Consider the following 18,594-nt stretch of genomic DNA (forward strand, 5'->3'; position numbering starts at 1 on the left):
CTCCGCCCCGAGCCGCACTGGCAGACCGGTCTCTGACCGGCGCGAGCCTTCCTCACCCCGCCACCTCTCCGCCTGACCCCGGGATGTCTCGTGTTCCGTTCCCGCTATGACGTTGTGATCGCCGGAGGCGGCCACAACGGCCTGGTCGCCGCCGCCTATCTCGCCGGCGCGGGCCGCAGGGTCCTCGTCCTGGAACGACTCGGCCACGTGGGCGGCCTCGCCGTGTCGGCGCAGGCGTTCCCCGGCGTCGACGCCCGTCTCTCGCGCTACTCCTACCTGGTCAGCCTGCTGCCGGCCAAGATCGTGGCCGACCTCGGGCTCAAGGTCGAGCTGCGCCGCCGCCGCTACGCCTCCTACACCCCCGCCGGGGACACCGGCCTGCTGGTGGACAACGGCGACGCCGGCCGTACCGCCGCCTCCTTCACCCGGGTCACCGGGGGAACGGCCGATCTCGCGGCCTGGCGGCGCTTCTACGCGATGACCGCCGAGGTGGCCGGGCGGATCGCGCCGACCCTGCTGGAACCCCTGATGGACCGCGGCGCGATGCGTGACCTCGTCGGCGACGAGGCGTGGCGGGAGCTGTTCGAGCGGCCGATCGGCGAGGTCGTGGACGAGCGGTTCGCCGACGACACCGTGCGCGGCGTGGTGCTCACCGATGCCCTGATCGGCACCTTCGCCGACCCCCACGACCCGGACCTGCTGGCCAACCGCTGTCTGCTCTACCACGTGATCGGGGACGGGACCGGCGACTGGAACGTCCCCGTCGGCGGCATGGGCGCGGTCTCCGGCGGTCTCGCCGACGCCGCGCGCGCGGCCGGAGCCGAGATCCTGACCGGTGCCGAGGTCGTCGCCGTCGATCCTTCGGGCGAGGTCACGTTCCGGGACGCGGACGGGGAGCACGTGGTCCGGGGCGAGCGGATCCTGGCCAACGTGCCGCCCGCCGTGCTCGGCCGCCTGCTCGGCGCGGACGAGCCCGCGTCTGAGGGTGCCCAGCTCAAGGTGAACATGGTGCTGTCCAGGTTGCCCCGGCTCAGGGACGCCGACGTGGACCCCGTGGCGGCCTTCAGCGGCACCTTCCACATCAACGAGGGCCGCGACCAACTCGCCCGCGCCTACGCGGAGGCGTCGGCAGGACGGATCCCGGAGCTGCCCCCGGCCGAGGTCTACTGTCACTCGTTGACCGACCCGTCCATCCTCGGCCCCGGCCTGCGCGCCGCCGGCGCCCAGACGATGACCCTGTTCGGCCTCCACATGCCCGCCCGGCTGTTCCGCGAGGACCCCGCCGGAGCGCGGAAGGCCGCGCTGGAGGCCACGCTCGCCTCGATCAACCGGGTGCTCGCCGAGCCGATCGAGGACTGCCTGCTGCGCGCCCCCGACGGGAGCCTCTGCCTGGAGGCCAAGACCCCGGTCGACCTGGAGAACGAGGCGGGCCTGCCCGGCGGCCACATCTTCCACCGGGACCTGTCCTGGCCGTTCGGCGAGCCGGGGGAGTGGGGTGTGGAGACCGCCTTCGAGCGCGTCCTGCTCTGCGGCGCGGGCGCCCGGCGCGGCGGCGGCGTCAGCGGCATCCCCGGCCACAACGCCGCCATGGCCCTACTGACCTGAGATGAGCCGGGTGGTCACGGTCATCGCGACGGCGGCCCTCTGCGTCGGCGTGGGGCAGTGCGCGCACGTCCTGCCCGGCTCTCCCCGCCGGCGTCAACGGCACCATCGGATGCCGGGTGGTCCCAGCCGCGGCGGGAGCAAGTTACTGACTGAATGAACAGTCAGTAACAGGGGGCCGTCGGGCCGCACTGCTGTAGTCTTGCGCAGTGCAAAACGGAGGGGCGCGCGGCAGCCGCGCAGACCAGGCCGATCAGCGTCGCGCGGAGCTGCTCGAAGCCACCAGGCGGGTCGTGCTCGAGCGGGGGCTGGCCAGCACCCGCGTCGCGGATATCGCCAAGGCGACCAACGTGAGTGGTGGGCTGATCCACTACCACTTCGCCACCAAGGACGATCTCATCACCGAGATGCTCCGCAGCACCAGCGAGTCGGAGGTCCGGCGGCTGAGGGAGATCGCCGCGGCCCCGGGAACCGCCGTCGAGCGGCTGGATCGCGTCCTGCGCTTCTACATCCCGGCGTCCCGATCCGACCAGAGCTGGATTCTCTGGCTCGACGCCTGGGCCGTCGGGGTGCGCGAGGCGCACGTCCGGGCCATCCTGCTGGAGCTGGAGGGCTCCTGGATCGAGATTCTCGCCGAGGTGATCGCGGAGGGCGTGAGCGGGGGCGAGTTCGTCTGCGACGACCCCCAGGGAGCGGCCGAGCGGATCGACGGCATGCTCGACGGCCTGGTGGTCCGTTACACCCTGCACGCCGGCAACATGTCCCGCTCCCGGCTCCTGCACCACGCCCGGGTCGCCGCCGCCCGCGAGGTCGGCCTCGACCCCGCGATCTTCTCCGCCTGAGGCTCAGGAAGGTAGCGCGGCGAGCAGATAGGCCAGGCGGGCGGCGGCGTTCTCGATGTTGTCGGCGTTGCCGAGCCGGTAGCCCCACGAGGTGATGAAGCCGCCGTCCTGGGAGCAGGTCACGGTCTCGATCAGCGTGTCGCTGAAGCGATTGCGGACGCACACGTAGGCGGGGTCCCCGAATGACATCCTCTGCACGGACAGGTCGGCATGCAACCGTGTTGCAGTGGCGAACCTCTCCAGGCAAGACAGCGTGTCCAGCATCGTGCGTCACCTCCGTCCCAACAGAGAATTGCACGATCTTGGGGGGGTAATCAAGCAATTGCGAGGATTAATCCGAGGATTGTTTCGCGAAATCCTCCAGCACCCGGACGATCACCGATCTGGCCTCCTCCCGGAAGGCCGCGACCTCGTGGAACTCGTCGAAGGCCCGCTCGTAGAAGGTGATGTCCTCCGGGTCGCGCAGGATCAGGTCACGGGTCCTCGTCGGCACCGCGACATGGTCGCCGTCATAGATCCAGAAGCCGTTGAGCAGCGCGGCGGGGAGAGGGGCCTCGAAGGGGACCACACCGAACTCCACGTTGGGGAGGGCGGTCACGGCGAGCAGCCGATCGAGCTGGCCGCGCATCACGTCCAGTGGGGCCAGGCGGTAGCGCAGCACGGCCTCGGGCATGATGAACCGGAACTTCTTGCTCTGGTCGTAGAGGATCTGCTGGCGTTGCATGCGCACCTGGATGGCGGCGTCGATCTCGTCGGGCGCGTTGTAGAGACGCTTGATCCGGGTGAAGATGCTCCGGGCGTACTCGGTGGTCTGCAACAACCCGATGACCACCCCCGGCTCGAAGACCCGGAACAGCCCGGTCCGCGTCTCCAGGTCGCGGATGTCCTCCTGGAGTGCGGCCAGCCCGCTACGGTGCCGTTGCCGCCAGGAGTCCTGTCGCTCCAGCAGTCCCGAGGCCTGCTCGACCAGCTCCTCGATGATCTCGGGGGCGGCCTGCACGGCCCGCCCCCACTGGGTGACGTCGTCCTCGGTGGCGGTCTGGCGGGCGTTCTCGATCCGGGAGACCTTCGAGGCCTGCCACTTCAGCCGCTCGGCCAGTTCCTTGCCGGACAGCTGGGCCGCCTCGCGCAGGTGCCTGAGCTGCGCACCAAGGTCGGTCCGGACCTGCTGGAACCCACTCACCCGATCTCCTTCGCCAACCCTGGGGGCAGGGCGCCGCCGTGCCTGCCGATCCACTCACTCCACGCGCTCACGGAACCTCCCGCATGGTGCGCATGAGGTTAGACCCGGGCGAGCGGATCCTGCCAGAGGAGTCTCCCCAATCGTGATCAATACTTACGGAAGCACCCTGCGGGCGATATCCGCGAGAAGTTCTCTGGGCACCTCGATGGCGGTCTCACCGTCCAGAACGTGGCGGAGGTCGGCCAGGGCTTCGGCGTCGGTGACGTGGAGGCCCTGGACGACGATGGTGCCGCGGTCGGTCTCGTAGAGAGAGGGGCAGGCGCCCGCCTCCGATGTGGAGCCAAGAAACCGTAAACGCATGACTGATCCCTTCCCCGAGCCAGCCTCATGGTGCAATTGCGAGCAATCCTAGAGTTCGGAAGGTTACAGGGAGGTTTCAATCACTAAAATGCGCATATTTCGCCCACCCGATAGAGGAGAGGCTGATCCGGGATGTGCGGCATTAATCGGTCTCGGGACGGGGGATCCAGGACGCGGGCCGTTTCTCCATGAAGGAGGCGATGCCCTCCTGGCCCTCGGCGGAGGTGAAACGCCGGGCTGACAGCTCGGCCATCTGGCGCATGCCCTCCTCGACGCTCAGCGTGGGCACGGCCCGCACAAGCTTCTTGGTGATCGCCAGCGACTCCGGCCCGCCACGCAGCAGCATGTCCGTGTAGTGGGCGACCGTGCTGTCCAGGGCCGTCTCGGGGACGGCCCGGGTGAGCAGGCCGATCTCCTGCGCGCGGGCGGCGTCGAAGACCTCACCGGTGAGCAGGTATTCGGACGCGGCCCGGGGGTCCAGCCGCCGCAGCACGGTCACCGAGATCATCGCGGGGACCACGCCGAGCCGTACCTCGGTGAACGCGAATGACGCCGTGTCCGGCGCGATCGCGAAGTCACAGGCCGCCACCAGGCCCAGCCCCCCGGCACGCGCGGTGCCGTTCAACCGGCAGACGACCGGCTTGGGGCTCTCCCAGATCAGATTCATGATCTCCGGGAACGAGGCGGTCACCGGTGCCCCGTGCGCGTCACCCGGTTCGGCCCGCTGCTCCTTGAGGTCCGCGCCGGCGCAGAACACCGGCCCGGTCCCGGTGAGCACGATCACCCGCACGCTCTCCTCGGCGAGCGCCCAGGTGAGCCGCTCCTCCAGGTCTCCCAGCAGCCGCACGGACAGCGCGTTCCGGTTACGCGGGGAGTCCAGCGTGATCGTCGCGACCCCACCGGACACCTCCTTGTGCACCAGGCGTTCCACAGGTCGGCTCCCGTTGGTGTTCAAACCTTCTCCTCTGTTACGGCCGGTACGGCGCCCGCCTCGGCCTACCGGCCCGGCTCCACGGTCAGCGCGGACACCATACCCGCCGAGAGGAGAATCCCAGCGGGTCCGCCCCCGTCGGGGCGGACCCGCCGGGCGGCTGCCGGAAGCGGACACGGCCGGGGAGGACGGGTCAGCCGCAGTGGCTCCAGTCGCTCTTCCAGGACAGCGAGCCGTACGTGCCGCCCCACATGACGCACTTCTTGGCGGCGGCGAGCTTTACGGGGCCCGCGTACGCGGTGAAGGCGCCCGGATCGCTCCCCGACGAGCCGCCCTGCACCTGGAGCGTCGCGTTCATCTGGACCTTCGCGGGGGCGATGTACGTGGCCATGGTGACGACGCAGTTCTTGCCCGCCCCGGAGCTGTAGAGCAGGTAGACGGTCGCGGAGGTGCCGAGGGCCTTGGAGCCGATCACCCGGAAGCCCGCGCCGCAGACGCCGGTCGCGGTGTAGGTGTTCGGTTTCGGTGGTGAGGCCGGCGGTTTGGCGGCGGTGGTGGCGGCGGGCTTCGACGTGGGGGCGGCGGTGGTGGCGGCGGGCTTCGACGTGGGGGCGGCGGTGGTGGCGGCGGGCTTCGACGTCGGTGACGACCGGCCATCGTCCGCCGGCTCGATCACCGACGGCTTCTGTGATGCGGTCTCGTCCGGCGTGGTGCCGCCGTCCCCGGAATCCCCGGCTGCCTTTCTGGTCGGCTGGGGGGTCGGGTGGGAGGTCGGCCGTTGTGCCGGCCTGACAGCCGGTGGGGAGACCGGTGCGACCGTGACCTGGACGGCCGGCGAAGGGCTCGTCCTGGGCTTGGGGGACTTCGACACCGAGGGCGGGTGGTCCGGAGTGAGCGCGGGACCCGGCTCGTCGGCCTCCGGGGAGGGAGACGCCGAGTCTACGGGCCGGCTCGCCGCGGCCTCCTCGCTGTTCTGCATGACCACCACCGTCCCCGCCGCCACGCCCAGCACGGCCGTTCCGGCCAGCAGCAGCCCGATCGGCCACCGCGGCCTCCGTCCCCTCTGCGCCGGGGCGGCGGGCGGGGCTGCGGGTGAGAACTGGGGTGGCGGGGTGGCCGAGGGAGCCTGCTGCCGCGCCGGCGAGACAAGCGTCGCGCCCATCAGATGGCTGACGAGCTCCTCGGCGGTGGGGCGCAGCGACGGATCCTTGGACAGGCACGCGGCGACCAGGGCGCGGAGCTGCCCCTCCAGGCCGCCCAGCTCGGGCTCCACGGTCAGGATCCGGTTCATCACCACGGCGATGGAGTCCGCGCCGAACGCGGGCTTCCCGGTCGCGGCGAAGACCATCGTGACGCCCCAGGCGAACACGTCGGCCGCGGCCGTCACCTCGTTCCCGTTGAGCTGCTCGGGGGAGAGGTAGGACGGTGTCCCCATCGCCATCCCGGTGGCGGTCGTCCCGGGGGAGTCCAGCGCCCTGGCGATACCGAAGTCGATCACCACCGGCCCCTCGGGGCCCATCAGCACGTTGGCGGGTTTGAAGTCGCGGTGCAGGATCCCCGCGCGATGGATCGCGGACAGGGCGGTGGCCGTGCTGATCGCGAGCCGTTCGAGCGCGGCGCCGCGCCGCGGACCCTCCCTGTCGACCAGCTGGCGCAGGGAGGGTCCCGGCACGTACTCGCTCACGATGTACGGCTGGCTGCCGGCGAGGTCGGCGTGGAGTACCGAGGCGGTGCAGAAGCGGGCCACCCGCTGGGCGACCGAGACCTCCCGCAGGAACCGTGCCCGGGCGTCGGGATCGGCCGCCAGCCCGTGGTGGAGAAGCTTGACGGCGACCTGCTCGCCCGCCGGACCGCGGCCCAGGTAGACGACCCCCTGGCCGCCCTCCCCGAGCCTGCCGGTCAGTTCGAACGGGCCCAGCCGCGGAGGATCCTCCGCCGACAGCGGCTGCACCACGATGACCCCCCGGCAGAGCATGAAGATGAGTTATGTGGTGAAGAACGCTACCAGTGCGTGGGGTGATGCGGATGATCTATCGTAATTCGTCTCATTTGTTCGGGTGGCGTGAGTGGACCGTCCTCAGATGGCCTTGCCGGGATTGAGGATGCCGAGCGGATCGAAGACCCGCTTGATCCCGTGGTGGATCTCCTCGGTCACCGGTCCGGCCTCCAGGGAGAGCCAGCGCCGTTTCAGCAGCCCGACGCCGTGCTCGCCGGTGAGCGTGCCCCCCATCTCCAGGGTCTCCCGGAAGACCTCGTCGGCGGCCGCCCACACGGCGGGCGGCGGTTCGGACAGGCCGCGGTCGAAGACGAAGACGGGGTGCAGGTTGCCGTCACCGGCGTGGGCCACCGTGGCGATCAGTACTCCGTGCCTCGCCGCGATGGCCTCGATCTTCTCGATCATGTACGGCAGTGCCGAGCGCGGCACGCACACGTCCTCTACCAGGCAGGTGCCGAGCCGTTCCTTGGCCTGGTAGGCCATCCGGCGCACCCCGATCAGTTCCTCGGCCTCCTGCGGGGATGACGACACCGCCACGAAGGGGGAGCCGTTCGCGGTGCACAGCTCCGCCATGCGTGCGGAGACCGCGGGGCCGTCCGCCGCGTCCGACTGCGCGATCAGCATCGCCTGGGTGGGCTCCTCCAGCCCGATGTTCTTCCAGTCGTCGATGGCCTTGAGGGTGGTCCGGTCGAGCATCTCCAGCAGTGACGGCTGGCATCCCGCCGCGATGATCGCCGCGACCGCGGAGGCCGCGTCTCTGAGGGAGGTGAACTCGGCCGCGATCGTCGCCGGGTAGACCGCGGGCGCCCGGCGCAGCCGTACGGTGGCCGCCGTGATCACGCCGAGCGTTCCCTCTGAGCCGATGAACAGTCCGGTCAGGTCGTAGCCCGTCACGCCCTTCATCGTGCGTCTTCCGGTGTTCAGGATCCGCCCGTCCGCCAGCACGACCTCCAGGCCCAGCGCGGAGTCGCGGGTCACGCCGTACTTGACGCATCGCAGGCCGCCCGCGTTGGTGGCCAGGTTGCCGCCGATCGTGGAGATCTCGTAGGAGGAGGGGTCGGGCGCGTACATGAGCCCGTACTCGCGGGCCGCCCGGTCCAGATCCGCGGTGATGACGCCGGGCTCCACCACGGCGATCTCGTCGGCGGGGGAGAGCTCCCTGATCGCCGTCATCTTGTGCAGCGCCAGGACGACACACCCCTCGACGGCCGTCGCCCCGCCCGCCAGTCCCGTTCCGGCACCCCGGGGTACCACCGGCACCCGGTGCTCGGTCGCCCATCGGAGGACGGTGACGACGTCGTCCCGGGTCTCGGCCAGCACGACGGCCAGCGGCTTACCCGGTTCGAGGAAGGTCCGGTCCCGCGCGTAGGAGTCGGTCACGTCGGGATCCGTCAGCACCTTCTCCGGTGCGAGCGCGGCAGCAAGTTCGGCAATAGCGGTCACAATTGGACTTTACGGCCTGCGGTCCGCAACCCCGTCCGGGAGCGTCCATCTGACGCCGGGACCGGCTGGCCGGCGCCGCGGGAGTGCGGGGCGGCTCCTCGCCCGGAGAGCGGAGAGGAAATTTCTCGGAAAGAACAGCCCTGCGCATGTCCGGTGCGGTCCGCGAGGGGTGTCCGTCCGGCGGAAGCCGGGCAAGGGGGTGATTGGGGGGACGGGTGGAACGGGTGAGGGGTCCCGCCGTATCCGGCTGTTGCCAACGGGAGGGAGTCGGCTGTGACCACTGTGCGGCAGCAGCCTGGGATCGCGCCTCGCGGCAGGAGGTCGACGCTCGCCTCGTGGCTGTCCTCCACCGACCACAAGGTCATCGGATATCTCTATCTGATCACTTCGTTCGGCTTCTTCCTGATCGCCGGGATCATGGCCATGATCATCCGGGCGGAGCTCGCCCAGCCGGGGCTTCAGATCGTCAACAACGAGCAGTACAACGAGCTGTTCACCATGCACGGCGCCCTGATGCTGCTGCTGTTCGCCACGCCGTTGTTCGCCGGGTTCGCCAACGTGATCATGCCGTTGCAGATCGGGGCGCCGGACGTGGCGTTCCCGCGTCTGAACATGGTCAGCTACTGGCTTTTCCTGTTCGGCGGGCTCATCGTGCTCAGCGGTTTCACCACCGCCGGAGGCGCCGCCAGCTTCGGCTGGACGGGGTATGCTCCCCTGTCCGTCGCGACGTTCTCCCCGCAGGTCGGCGGCGACCTGTGGATCGTCGGTCTGGTGATGTCCGGGCTCGGCACGATCCTCGGCTCGGTCAACTTCATCACCACGATCATCTGCATGCGCGCCCCGGGCATGACCATGTTCCGGATGCCGATCTTCACCTGGAACGTGCTGCTGACCGGTCTGCTCGTGCTGATCGCGTTCCCGGTGCTCGCCGCCGCCCTGCTGGCCCTGGAGGCCGACCGCAGGTTCGGCTCGCAGATCTTCGCGCCCCGGACCGGGGGCGCGCTGCTCTGGCAGCACCTGTTCTGGTTCTTCGGCCATCCCGAGGTCTACATCATCGCGCTGCCGTTCTTCGGGATCGTCACCGAGGTGATCCCGGTCTTCAGCCGCAAGCCGATCTTCGGCTACATCGGTCTCGTCGGGGCGACCATCGCCATCGCGGGCCTGTCGATCACGGTGTGGGCGCACCACATGTTCGCCACCGGACGGGTGCTGCTGCCGTTCTTCTCGTTCATGTCGTTCCTCATCGCGGTTCCGACCGGGGTGAAGTTCTTCAACTGGATCGGCACCATGTGGCGCGGGCACCTGTCCTTCGAATCGCCGATGTTGTTCGCCGTCGGCTTCCTGGCCACCTTCCTGCTGGGCGGGCTGACCGGTGTCATCCTGGCTTCGCCGCCGCTCGACTTCCAGGTGACCGACACCTACTTCGTGGTGGCCCACTTCCACTACGTCGTCTTCGGCACCGTGGTGTTCGCGATGTTCGCGGGCTTCTACTTCTGGTGGCCGAAGATGACGGGCAAGATGCTGAACGACACCCTGGGCAAGGTGCACTTCTGGTTGCTGTTCATCGGCTTCCACACCACCTTCCTGGTCCAGCACTGGCTCGGCGCGGATGGTTTCCCGCGTCGTTACGCCGACTACAGTCCGATCGACGGTTTCACCGACCTCAACATGGTCTCCTCGATCGGCGCCTTCATCCTTGGCGTCTCCACGCTGCCGTTCCTGTACAACGTGTGGAGGACCACCCGTCACGCGCCGAGGGTGACCCTGAACGACCCGTGGGGCTTCGGTAACTCCCTGGAGTGGGCGACCTCCTGCCCGCCGCCGCGGCACAACTTCGTCTCGCTGCCGCGTATCCGGTCCGAGCGCCCGGCCTTCGACCTGAAACGTCCCCGGGTGGCGGACCAGCCGCGCCAGCTCGACCCGACCGATCTCCCCGAGGAGATCTGACCCGGCCGGCCCGGGCCCTACGATCGAGGGACAACCCGATCGGAGAGGGCAGCGTGGGAGAGCTTCGCAGCAAGGCCGAGCACACCGAGGCGATCCGGACCGAGCGGCGGCTCTGCGTGGTGGTCAACACGCGGTCGCGCCGCGGCCGCCGCCTCTACCCGGAGGTGGTCCGCATGCTCCGCGCCGGGGGTTTCGAGCCGATCCGGCTGTACCCTCTGGACGACCCCCGGCGCCTGCGCGCCACGCTGGAGGAGGCTCTGGACGCCAGGCCCGACCTGCTCGTCGTGGGCGGCGGCGACGGCACGCTCAGCGCCGCGGTCAAGCACGTCGCCCACCGCGACGTCGCCCTCGGCGTTCTGCCCCTGGGAACCACCAACAACTTCGCCCGCAGCCTCGGCCTCCCGCTCGACCTGCGCGGTGCGATCCAGGTGTTCCGCACCGGCAAGGTCGCCGACATCGACCTGGGCATAGCCGGTGACCGGGAGTTCGCCAACCTGGCCAGCTTCGGCGTCTCCGTCGAGGTGGCAGGCAAGGTCAAGCCCTGGTTCAAGCGCATCCTCGGCCGTGCGGCCTATCCGCTCACCGCCCTGACGGTGCTCCCGGGTCACCAGCCGTTCCGTGCCTTCATCACGGTGGACGGCCGGCGCCACGAGCTGCTCACCCACCAGCTCAACATCACCAACGGCCGCTTCCACGGCGGCTGGCAGGTGGCCAAGGACATCAGCATCGACAACGGGCGGCTGGTCGCCTACCAGCTCGGCTCAGGCAAGCGCCTGAGGCTGCTGGTGGAGACCATGGTCCGCGCCACCGGCGGCCGCTGGCGCAGCCTGGCGGGCGGTCCCTTCGTGGTCGGCCGGGAGATGCACCTGGAGACCGACCCCCCGCTGGCCGCCGACGTCGACGGCGAGGTCCGCCTGATGACCCCCATCACGATCCGGACCGTCCCCAACGGCCTGCGCGTGATGGTCCCCGACCACTTCGTCGACTCCTGACCCGGCTTTTCAACGGGTCCTGATCGGAACCGGGCTCCGGCGGTCACCGGCCGGACATACGCCGGAGCCTGTTCCGGAGTCTGTCGAGCATGGGGGGCTCCTCCGTGAGGGGCTCCCGCTCCGCCGTGAGCCCCTCGCGCGCCCGCCGCAGGGCGCCCAGGGCCTCCGCCGCGTCCGGACGCTTGGCGGGTGTGTGGTCACGCATGCGCCGCAGCAGTTCCATGACCTCGTCCGGAACGCCGTCCACGGAGGTCTCGGCGTCCGGGCTCGCCGGGGGCAGCTCGCCGGCCAGCAGCCGGAAAGCGATCACCCCGGCCGCGTACACGTCGGACGCGGCCGTCATCCGCTCAGGACTGGCCTGGCACTCGGGGGCCACGTAGTGGGTGTCGAGGACGTTGGGGAGTTCGTTGGCCACGGTGTGCGCCCGGGGGCCCGGCTTGGCGTAGTCGAACCCGGTCAGCATGGCCCTGCCGTCCTCGGTCACCAGGACGCAGGCCGGGCTGAGCGCCCGGTGGATGACGTTGTTGGCGTGGACGTGCGCCAGGCCCAGCAGCATGTCGTCGATCACGTCGAGCATGGCGCCGGTGGACAGCCCACGCCGGGAGGCGGTCAGATGCAGATGTAGCGCCTTGCCGTGCACGTCGTCGAGGACCAGCACGAACCGGCTCTCGTCGTCGATCGCGAAGAAGTCGCGAGAACGCACGACGCACGGGTGCGGGGAGATCCGGGTAAGGGACTGGTAGGCGTTGGTGATCAGCCGCCGCTCCGCCGCGCGGGGTTCCTCCTCGGCCAGCGGGTCGGCCCGGTACACCCGCAGCAGGACGGTCTCGCTGCCCGGGACCGTCGCGTTGATCGCCCGGTACTCGGTGACCCGGTTGTCGCCGCCGAGCTGCTCCTCCACCTCCCAGTTGCCGAACCGGGGCGGGGCGGTGGAGCGCCGCACGCTGCCGTTCAGAGCCTCCAGGATCGAGGTACGGTACGGCGTCGCGTCCGGGGTGTAGCCGCGCCTGACACGTGAGACGTTGCTCAGCGTGCCGATCAGGCCGCGCAGGTCGGTGACGTGTCGCGAGTCGCGGCCGGCCGGGTCGACCAGCTCGGCGTCCGGGCCGGTCAGCACGACGACGCTGTCGACGTAGACCCGCTCCAGCTCGCGGCGTTCCTGGGTGAGCAGCCCCTTGAGCGCGCGCCCGGTGCCGCGGAGCTTGGCCACCGGGGAGCGGAACGCGTCCCGCCGTGCGGGGAACCAGCGCGCTCCGGAGACCTCGATCCGGCCGCGCGTGCCCTTGACGTCGATGACGCAGAGCGAGTGGCCGGTCAGGACGATGACGTCGACCTCGAAGGTATCGTCACCGCGCGGCACCTCGATGTTGTGCAGCAGCAACCAGTCGCTGGGCGCGTTGTCCCGCAGATGGGCGATGACCCGTCGCTCGGCGTCGTTGACCGGGCGTCCGCCACCGACGATCTGTGCCATCTCCCGAATGCCGCCCTTCTCACTGTGCATCGAAGTAGGGCAAGGGTCTCATGCTCTCGTGTATCTCTACTTTTCCGCCACTCTGACGTGCCCGAGTATCTACGATCATGATGCGATTCCGGGCAGTGAGCCCTGGATCCGCCGATGGACCGGCGGCGGGTACGCTCGGCCGACATGGAACCCATGGAGATCACCGCAGGAAGGCTCCACCTCCGGCCGTGGTGCCCGGCCGACGCCGAGGTGGTGGCGGAGGCGCTGCGTGACCCGGAGATCCGCCGGTGGGCGCCCCGCACCCCAAAAGAGCCCGACGAGAAGACGTGGATCGCCGATCGGATCGCGGGATGGGCGGACGGCTCGTCGGCCTCGTTCGCGATCACGGACGCGACGACCGGCAAGGTACTGGGGCACATCAGGCTCAGGACCCCTGGTGACGGGGTCGGGGAGGTCGGCTACTGGATCCTGGCCGGGGCACGCGGCCGGGGCGTGGCCGGCCACGCGGTGGGCGCGGTCGCACGGTGGGCGTTCGCCTGCCTCGACCTGTCCCGGCTGGATCTTCGGCACGTGGCGGAGAACCCCGCTTCCTGCCGGGTCGCGCAGAAGGGCGGGTTCGCGCTGGCCAGGCTGCTCACCGAGCCGTCCTGGGACGGGGGAGACGAGACGGTGGAAGTCCATCTCCACACGCTTCCGCACGGATGACCTAGTCTGTCCGCCAGCACTTTTGCCGACGGAACAGGTGGGATGCGGGTGGACCTTCTGATGGCCGGGATCCTGGTGATCACCATCGCGGTGGCGGTGGCCGGATTCACGCTGATCGCGCGACGGCTGCTCGACCTGCGCTTCGGGACCATCCGCACGCTGCTGGCCGCAGCGCTCGTCCTCGGGATCGCCGGACCGCTCATGAGGTCGTTCATCGGCATGGTGGACCCGGACGACCCCAGCATCACGCCGCTGTGGTTCCTCATCCTCGCCGTGGTCTGCACGTTGCTCGCCGGGATGGTGTTCCTGGTGATCGCCGAGGCGCTGGTGCCGCCGGGATCGCTGCCGGGGCCGGTGGAGCTGGTCAGGGGACTGCGAGGCCGCATGGTCCGTTCCCGCCGCTACCTGCAGATCACCCGCATCCTCGTACGGCACGGCCTCGGCCCCTACCTGCGCGGCCGCGACCCCGATCTGGGCGCGTCCTCCAGCAGGGTCCGGCTGGCCAGGTCGCTGCGCGAGGCGCTCGACGACGCCGGGGTCACGTTCGTGAAGCTCGGGCAGATCCTGTCCACCCGGGGCGACCTGCTGCCGGTGGAGTTCGTCGAGGAGCTGCGGCTGCTGCAGGACAGGGTGACCTCGGCGCCATGGGCGGAGATCGAGCCGGTGCTGGTGGCCGAGCTCGGCGGGCCGGTGGCGGAGACGTTCGCGGACTTCGAGCGGGAACCGCTCGCCGCGGCCTCGATCGCGCAGGTCTACCGCGCCCGGCTGAAGACGGGCGAGGAGGTGGTGGTCAAGGTCCAGCGCCCGGGGATCGTCGCCGTGGTCGAGCAGGACCTCGACATCGTCGCCCGCCTCGCCCGGACGCTGGAGCGGCGCACCCAGTGGGGCCGTGCGTTCGGGGTCGGCGATCTGTCCAGGGGGTTCGCCGAGGCACTGCGCGAGGAGCTCGACTTCCGGATCGAGACCGCCAATATGGCCGCCGTGGCAGCGGCCTCAGCGGGGGAGCCGGTCCACGTGCCGGTGCCGTACCCGGAGCTTTCCGGGCGGCGGGTGCTCGTCATGGAGCGCCTGAAGGGGGCCGCGCTCGGCTCCGCCGTACCGGAAGGGCGGGACCGGCGGGAGCTCGCCAGGACCCTGCTCGACACGCTGCTCCGCCAGATCATGCTGCACGGCGTGTTCCATGCCGATCCACACCCGGGCAACATCATGCTGCTGGCCGACGGGCGGCTGGCGCTGCTCGACTTCGGCTCGGTGGGGCGGCTCGACGGCGCGATGCGCGCCGCTCTGCAGCGCCTGCTGGGCGCGATGGACCGGGGGGACCCGCTCGGGGTGAGCGACGCGCTGCTGGAGGTCGTGTCACGGCCCGACGAGATCGACGAGAACGAGCTGGAGCGCGAGCTCGGCCGGTTCATGGCCAGGCACGTGGTCACCGGGGTCGCCCCGGACATGCAGATGTTCGGCCGGCTGTTCCGGATCGTCTCCGCCCACGGACTGTCCGTCCCGCCCGAGGTGGCCGCGGTGTTCCGGGCACTGGCCACCGTCGAGGGCACGCTCGCCTGGCTGGCTCCCGGATTCGACATCATGGCCGAGGCGCGGGCGTTCTCGGCCCGTCACCTCCAGGAGGAGAGCACTCCCACCCGCTTGCGGCAGGCGGTCGAGCAGGAGGCGCTCAGCCTGCTGCCCATGCTGCGCCGCCTGCCCCGCCGGATCGAGCGGATCGCCGGCGCCGCCGAGCACGGCCGCTTCAGCCTGAACGTGCGCCTGTTCGCCGACGAGCGCGACCGGCGGCACATCACCGGGCTGCTCCACCAGGTGCTGATCACCGTGCTGGCGGCCACCACGGGCATCATGGCCGTGCTGCTGCTCGGCACCGACAACGGCCCCCAGCCCACCCCCGGGGTGGGCCTGTACCAGCTCATCGGCTACAACCTCCTGGTGATCAGCGCGATCCTGGCGCTGCGGGTGCTGGTGACCGTCTTCCGGCAGGACAGATGACCCCCGCGCCGCGCTGAGGGGCCGGGGTCAGGAGGGGCGGGTGAGGAGCAGGACTCCGCCGCCCGCCGCGGCCGCCACCGCGGCGCAGACCAGCAGGGCGCCGTCGGTCCCGAGCCGAGCGCCCGCGCCGCCTGGGGCAGCGTGACCATCGGGGCCGTGTAGTTGATCAGCACCAGCAGCGGCGCGGCGCAGGCGAGCGCGAGGGTGGCGTTCGGTGTGCGGCGGCCGCGCCGCGCTGGAGGAGACCGAGGTGCGGCCCGGCCCCAGCGCGGACCCCACCCGCGAGGACCCGGCCAGCCGGGCCCTGCGCCGTCCCCACCGGATGCTGGAACCGCTGCCCGGCTGACCCCGGGGCCGCTTCCGCCGGACAGGGTTCCCCGTGACCGCGCCTGGTACGCCTCTCCCGGAGAGGGCCGGCTCCACGGCCGTGCCCGCGGGCGCTGCGATCACCTCGGGCTCGCGCCGTCCTCCTCGCCGAAGACGTCACGCCTGCTGAACGGGGTGGCAGCGAACCGGCGCATGATCTTTCCTGGGGTCAGCCAGCGGACGTGGGCTCCGTGTTCCAGACATGGCCGGAACCCTGGGCGGCCATTCCGGCCAGTGCCACCGCCGTACCATTCAGCACACCGGCCACGTTCACGTCGACGACCGCCCGCATCTCCGCCTCAGGCAACTCCCACAGCGGCATCCGGCTATGGGAGATCCCGGCGTTGTTGATCCAGATGTCCACCCGCCCGAACTCTGCGGCGGCCGCGTCCCACAGCGCCTGGACCTGGTTCCGGTCGCTGACGTCGGCGGCCAGTGCCAGGACGCCCAGCTCGGCCGTGGCCTTCTCCGCCGACGACGTACGGTTGCCGCACACCGCCACCCGGTGGCCGCGCTCCAGGAACGCCCTGGCCAGGCCGAGGCCGATGCCCCGGGTGCCGCCGGTGACGACGATGTTCTTGGTCATGTCCACCTCTGGGAAGATCCATGGACGGCGTCGGGGAGCCGATGGGCGGGGGCGTTCCCGCGCCCCTACCCGGTTCCGCGTCGATCATGAGCTCGGGCGCCCCCGGGCTTTCGGCGCCGATGGAGAGAATCGGGGAGTAGTTTGCCGTGCCGCGTGCCACGGCGACACCCCGTGCCTCCGGCCTTTTCGAGAGGGATCGCCGACCCCCGCGGCGCAGCGCCCGAAGGACGTGGGCGAGAGCGTGCCGCCGCCCGCGATCATCGCCTCCGAGCGGGGGGTTTGCCCTGGCAGGTGAGGGTAGACGCCTTCTCATGGAGGAACCCGCAGGGAGGAGGCACGCCATGACTGGTAATACCAAGGACGGTCTGTCCACGGCCGAACTGATCAGGCAGATGTCGGAGGATGTCTCACGCCTCGTCAGGGACGAGCTCCGCCTGGCCAAGCTGGAACTCACCGAGAAGGGCAGGCACGCGGGGATCGGTGCGGGACTGTTCGGCGGCGCAGGGGTCGTCGCCCTGTACGGGGGTGGCTCTCTGGTGGCCGCCGTGATTCTGCTTCTCGCCCTGGTGATGCCCGCCTGGGCCGCCGCGGCGATCGTGGGTGTCGTCCTCCTGATCGTGGCCGCCGTTCTCGGGTTCCTGGGCAGGCGTCAGGTCGCCGAAGTCGGGCCACCGGCCCCCGAGCGGACCATCGAGAGCCTCAAGCACGACATCGACGCGGTGAAGGAGAGGGTGCACCGATGACCGAGACCGACCCGGGCAGGCCCGACCGCGAGAGCGGGGACGCCGGGACCACCGGTTCTCGCAGGAAAGAGGTCGGCGAGCCGGTGACACCGGACGAGCGCGAATCGCTGAACATCCCGCCGAACGCGCCGGACGTGGTCGCCGGCACACCCGCCGCGGACCTGGGCGTCCCGCCGTCCGAGAGCGAGGGGACGCCCCGGCGGGTGGACCGGACCACTGCCGCCGGCACCGTTACCGGCGACATCGGCGGTGGCCGGCAGGCCCACGGCACGACGAAAACCGACAGGACGAGCCGCGAATCCGTACGGCGGGACATCGAGAACGACCGTCGTGAACTGGGTGACACGGTGGAGGCTTTGATGCATAAAACCGATGTGAAGGGCCGCGTCCAGGAGACGGCCAGCCAGGTGGGCGAGGACCTCCGCCGGGTGGGGGTGGCCACCGTCGGCACCGCCGCCGAGATGGTGGAACGGGTGAAGGGGGCCGCCCCCGAGGTCGTGGACCGGGTGAGGGATGTAACCCCAGCCGACCTCAAGGAGGCGGCGGAGAAGGCCAAGGCCCAGGCAGCCAGGCGGCCTGTCGCGGCCTTCGTGGTGGTGGCCGCGCTCATCCTCATCGTCTTCCGCGCGATGAGGCGGGGCAAGAAGAAGTAGGGGCCCCTGTCAGGCGCGGCCCGGCGGGCGGTCGGGGTAATCTGACCGCTTCCCGGGCAAGCGGCGGACCCCCTCCTTTCCGCTTGTCCGGGATCTTCCTTCCACGGAACTGCCGTGAAACCATTAGGTAATGGCCGTGAACCCCTTCCGTCGAACGTCTGCGAGGTCATCGCGGCGGGGTGCCCGCCCATCCACCGAACGCCGCCTCAACCGTGAGAAGTCCCGCGAGAGGTTCTGCGACTACCGCTTCACCAGGACCGTCACCACGACGGTGGACTCGGCAAGGAGATCGTCATGAATGCTGCGGTGAGCGGTGTCCACCATCTCAAGATCTGGGTGACCGACCTGGACAGGAGCCGCTCCTGGTACGAGCGGGTCTTCGGTCTCGTACTGCGCACCAAGTTCGAAGATGACGACGGCGTTGTCAGGGGAATGGCCTTCGACTTCCCCGGCGCCGGCCTCCAGCTCGCCCTCCGCGAGAATCCCGGCCTCGCCGGTGCCCTTTCCGGCGCCGATCCCTTCGCCCTCCAGACCAGCAGGGAGGGTCTCGACGACTGGATCGCCCACCTTGACGCCCTCGGCGTCCCGCACAGCCCGGTCATCAAGGCCTCCGCCGGTCACGCCCTGGGCTTCCTCGACCCCGACGGCATCCAGCTCCGTCTCTACGCCCCCGACGACGAGATCCACGCCGCCCCGGCCGGCCACGAGAGGCTCTACCGTTCCGGTCCCCTCCCCGGTCTCGAACGGGGTTGAACAGCCGGTCTTCTCCTCGCGATCTCGGGTATGCC

The 18,594-nt window shown here is 70.3% G+C and carries 18 protein-coding genes; 10 read left to right on the forward strand and 8 right to left on the reverse strand.

What is annotated here, in order from left to right; all coding sequences use genetic code 11:
• Positions 1–90: 90 nt before the first annotated feature.
• Together ACIN94_RS10570 and ACIN94_RS10575 are read left to right on the forward strand one after the other, a co-directional pair.
• Positions 91–1,605: a phytoene desaturase family protein gene (locus ACIN94_RS10570; RefSeq protein WP_400702658.1), complete on the forward strand. Its 1,515-nt coding sequence runs from the start codon at positions 91–93 to the stop codon at positions 1,603–1,605.
• Positions 1,606–1,811: 206 nt separating this feature from the next.
• On the forward strand, positions 1,812–2,444 hold the full coding sequence (locus tag ACIN94_RS10575) for a TetR/AcrR family transcriptional regulator (protein ID WP_400702661.1): 633 nt from the start codon (positions 1,812–1,814) through the stop codon (positions 2,442–2,444).
• 3 nt (positions 2,445–2,447) lie between these two features.
• Here the strand turns inward: ACIN94_RS10575 and ACIN94_RS10580 are convergent, their stop codons facing one another.
• The 6 genes from ACIN94_RS10580 to ACIN94_RS10605 form a co-directional block, all read right to left on the reverse strand.
• The gene (locus ACIN94_RS10580; RefSeq protein WP_400702664.1) at positions 2,448–2,708 is read right to left on the reverse strand and encodes a hypothetical protein; all 261 of its coding nucleotides are present in this window, start codon (positions 2,706–2,708) and stop codon (positions 2,448–2,450) included.
• A gap of 67 nt (positions 2,709–2,775) precedes the next feature.
• Entirely contained in the window at positions 2,776–3,627 is an 852-nt protein-coding gene (locus ACIN94_RS10585; protein ID WP_400702667.1) for a helix-turn-helix domain-containing protein, read from the reverse strand.
• Between the two features lie 153 nt (positions 3,628–3,780).
• A complete protein-coding gene (locus ACIN94_RS10590; protein ID WP_400702670.1) occupies positions 3,781–3,987 on the reverse strand; it encodes a hypothetical protein in 207 nt (68 codons plus the stop codon).
• Positions 3,988–4,129: 142 nt separating this feature from the next.
• A complete protein-coding gene (locus tag ACIN94_RS10595; protein ID WP_400702673.1) occupies positions 4,130–4,942 on the reverse strand; it encodes an enoyl-CoA hydratase-related protein in 813 nt (270 codons plus the stop codon).
• A 169-nt stretch (positions 4,943–5,111) separates the two neighbouring features.
• Complete coding sequence (locus ACIN94_RS10600) at positions 5,112–6,893, reverse strand: serine/threonine protein kinase (protein ID WP_400702676.1); 1,782 nt, start codon at positions 6,891–6,893, stop codon at positions 5,112–5,114.
• Positions 6,894–6,995: 102 nt separating this feature from the next.
• Positions 6,996–8,357, reverse strand: a complete 1,362-nt coding sequence (locus ACIN94_RS10605; protein ID WP_400702679.1) for an FAD-binding oxidoreductase — start codon at positions 8,355–8,357, stop codon at positions 6,996–6,998.
• A gap of 273 nt (positions 8,358–8,630) precedes the next feature.
• Between ACIN94_RS10605 and ctaD the strand changes: the two genes are divergently transcribed.
• Both ctaD and ACIN94_RS10615 read left to right on the forward strand, forming a co-directional pair.
• The gene (gene ctaD / locus ACIN94_RS10610) at positions 8,631–10,304 is read left to right on the forward strand and encodes a cytochrome c oxidase subunit I (RefSeq protein ID WP_400702682.1); all 1,674 of its coding nucleotides are present in this window, start codon (positions 8,631–8,633) and stop codon (positions 10,302–10,304) included.
• A 53-nt stretch (positions 10,305–10,357) separates the two neighbouring features.
• On the forward strand, positions 10,358–11,296 hold the full coding sequence (locus ACIN94_RS10615) for a diacylglycerol/lipid kinase family protein (RefSeq protein WP_400702685.1): 939 nt from the start codon (positions 10,358–10,360) through the stop codon (positions 11,294–11,296).
• Positions 11,297–11,339: 43 nt separating this feature from the next.
• Here ACIN94_RS10615 and ACIN94_RS10620 read toward each other — a convergent pair whose 3' ends face one another.
• Positions 11,340–12,797 carry an NERD domain-containing protein gene (locus tag ACIN94_RS10620; RefSeq protein ID WP_400702688.1) on the reverse strand — a complete coding sequence of 486 codons (1,458 nt, stop codon included), beginning with the start codon at positions 12,795–12,797 and terminating at the stop codon, positions 11,340–11,342.
• Between the two features lie 144 nt (positions 12,798–12,941).
• Between ACIN94_RS10620 and ACIN94_RS10625 the strand changes: the two genes are divergently transcribed.
• The 3 genes from ACIN94_RS10625 (at position 12,942) to ACIN94_RS10635 (ending at position 15,804) form a co-directional block, all read left to right on the forward strand.
• Positions 12,942–13,463, forward strand: a complete 522-nt coding sequence (locus tag ACIN94_RS10625; RefSeq protein WP_400702691.1) for a GNAT family N-acetyltransferase — start codon at positions 12,942–12,944, stop codon at positions 13,461–13,463.
• A 48-nt stretch (positions 13,464–13,511) separates the two neighbouring features.
• On the forward strand, positions 13,512–15,458 hold the full coding sequence (locus ACIN94_RS10630; protein ID WP_400702694.1) for an ABC1 kinase family protein: 1,947 nt from the start codon (positions 13,512–13,514) through the stop codon (positions 15,456–15,458).
• Positions 15,459–15,672: 214 nt separating this feature from the next.
• Positions 15,673–15,804, forward strand: coding sequence for a hypothetical protein (locus tag ACIN94_RS10635; protein ID WP_400702697.1), 132 nt, complete (start codon positions 15,673–15,675; stop codon positions 15,802–15,804).
• A 189-nt stretch (positions 15,805–15,993) separates the two neighbouring features.
• Here ACIN94_RS10635 and ACIN94_RS10640 read toward each other — a convergent pair whose 3' ends face one another.
• Complete coding sequence (locus tag ACIN94_RS10640; RefSeq protein ID WP_400702700.1) at positions 15,994–16,410, reverse strand: SDR family oxidoreductase; 417 nt, start codon at positions 16,408–16,410, stop codon at positions 15,994–15,996.
• A 341-nt stretch (positions 16,411–16,751) separates the two neighbouring features.
• Here ACIN94_RS10640 and ACIN94_RS10645 point away from each other — a divergent pair, with 341 nt between their 5' ends.
• The 3 genes from ACIN94_RS10645 (at position 16,752) to ACIN94_RS10655 (ending at position 18,559) form a co-directional block, all read left to right on the forward strand.
• The gene (locus ACIN94_RS10645) at positions 16,752–17,153 is read left to right on the forward strand and encodes a phage holin family protein (RefSeq protein WP_400702703.1); all 402 of its coding nucleotides are present in this window, start codon (positions 16,752–16,754) and stop codon (positions 17,151–17,153) included.
• The gene (locus ACIN94_RS10650; RefSeq protein WP_400702706.1) at positions 17,150–17,806 is read left to right on the forward strand and encodes a DUF3618 domain-containing protein; all 657 of its coding nucleotides are present in this window, start codon (positions 17,150–17,152) and stop codon (positions 17,804–17,806) included. Before ACIN94_RS10645 ends, ACIN94_RS10650 begins: the two co-directional genes overlap by 4 nt.
• 294 nt (positions 17,807–18,100) lie before the next feature.
• Positions 18,101–18,559: a VOC family protein gene (locus ACIN94_RS10655; RefSeq protein ID WP_400702709.1), complete on the forward strand. Its 459-nt coding sequence runs from the start codon at positions 18,101–18,103 to the stop codon at positions 18,557–18,559.
• Positions 18,560–18,594 lie beyond the last annotated feature (35 nt).

The sequence above is a fragment of the Streptosporangium sp. NPDC087985 genome (genome assembly GCF_044741965.1).
Taxonomy (GTDB): domain Bacteria; phylum Actinomycetota; class Actinomycetes; order Streptosporangiales; family Streptosporangiaceae; genus Streptosporangium.

Bases quoted from the DNA above. Each gene is read 5' to 3' on its own strand.
- ACIN94_RS10640 (WP_400702700.1), bottom strand. From the start codon at position 16,410: ATGACCAAGAACATCGTCGTCACCGGCGGCACCCGGGGCATCGGCCTC.
- ACIN94_RS10625 (WP_400702691.1), top strand. From the start codon at position 12,942: ATGGAACCCATGGAGATCACCGCAGGAAGGCTCCACCTCCGGCCGTGG.
- ACIN94_RS10655 (WP_400702709.1), top strand. From the start codon at position 18,101: ATGAATGCTGCGGTGAGCGGTGTCCACCATCTCAAGATCTGGGTGACC.
- ACIN94_RS10620 (WP_400702688.1), bottom strand. From the start codon at position 12,797: ATGCACAGTGAGAAGGGCGGCATTCGGGAGATGGCACAGATCGTCGGT.
- ACIN94_RS10650 (WP_400702706.1), top strand. From the start codon at position 17,150: ATGACCGAGACCGACCCGGGCAGGCCCGACCGCGAGAGCGGGGACGCC.
- ACIN94_RS10580 (WP_400702664.1), bottom strand. From the start codon at position 2,708: ATGCTGGACACGCTGTCTTGCCTGGAGAGGTTCGCCACTGCAACACGG.
- ACIN94_RS10645 (WP_400702703.1), top strand. From the start codon at position 16,752: ATGACTGGTAATACCAAGGACGGTCTGTCCACGGCCGAACTGATCAGG.
- ACIN94_RS10590 (WP_400702670.1), bottom strand. From the start codon at position 3,987: ATGCGTTTACGGTTTCTTGGCTCCACATCGGAGGCGGGCGCCTGCCCC.
- ACIN94_RS10600 (WP_400702676.1), bottom strand. From the start codon at position 6,893: ATGCTCTGCCGGGGGGTCATCGTGGTGCAGCCGCTGTCGGCGGAGGAT.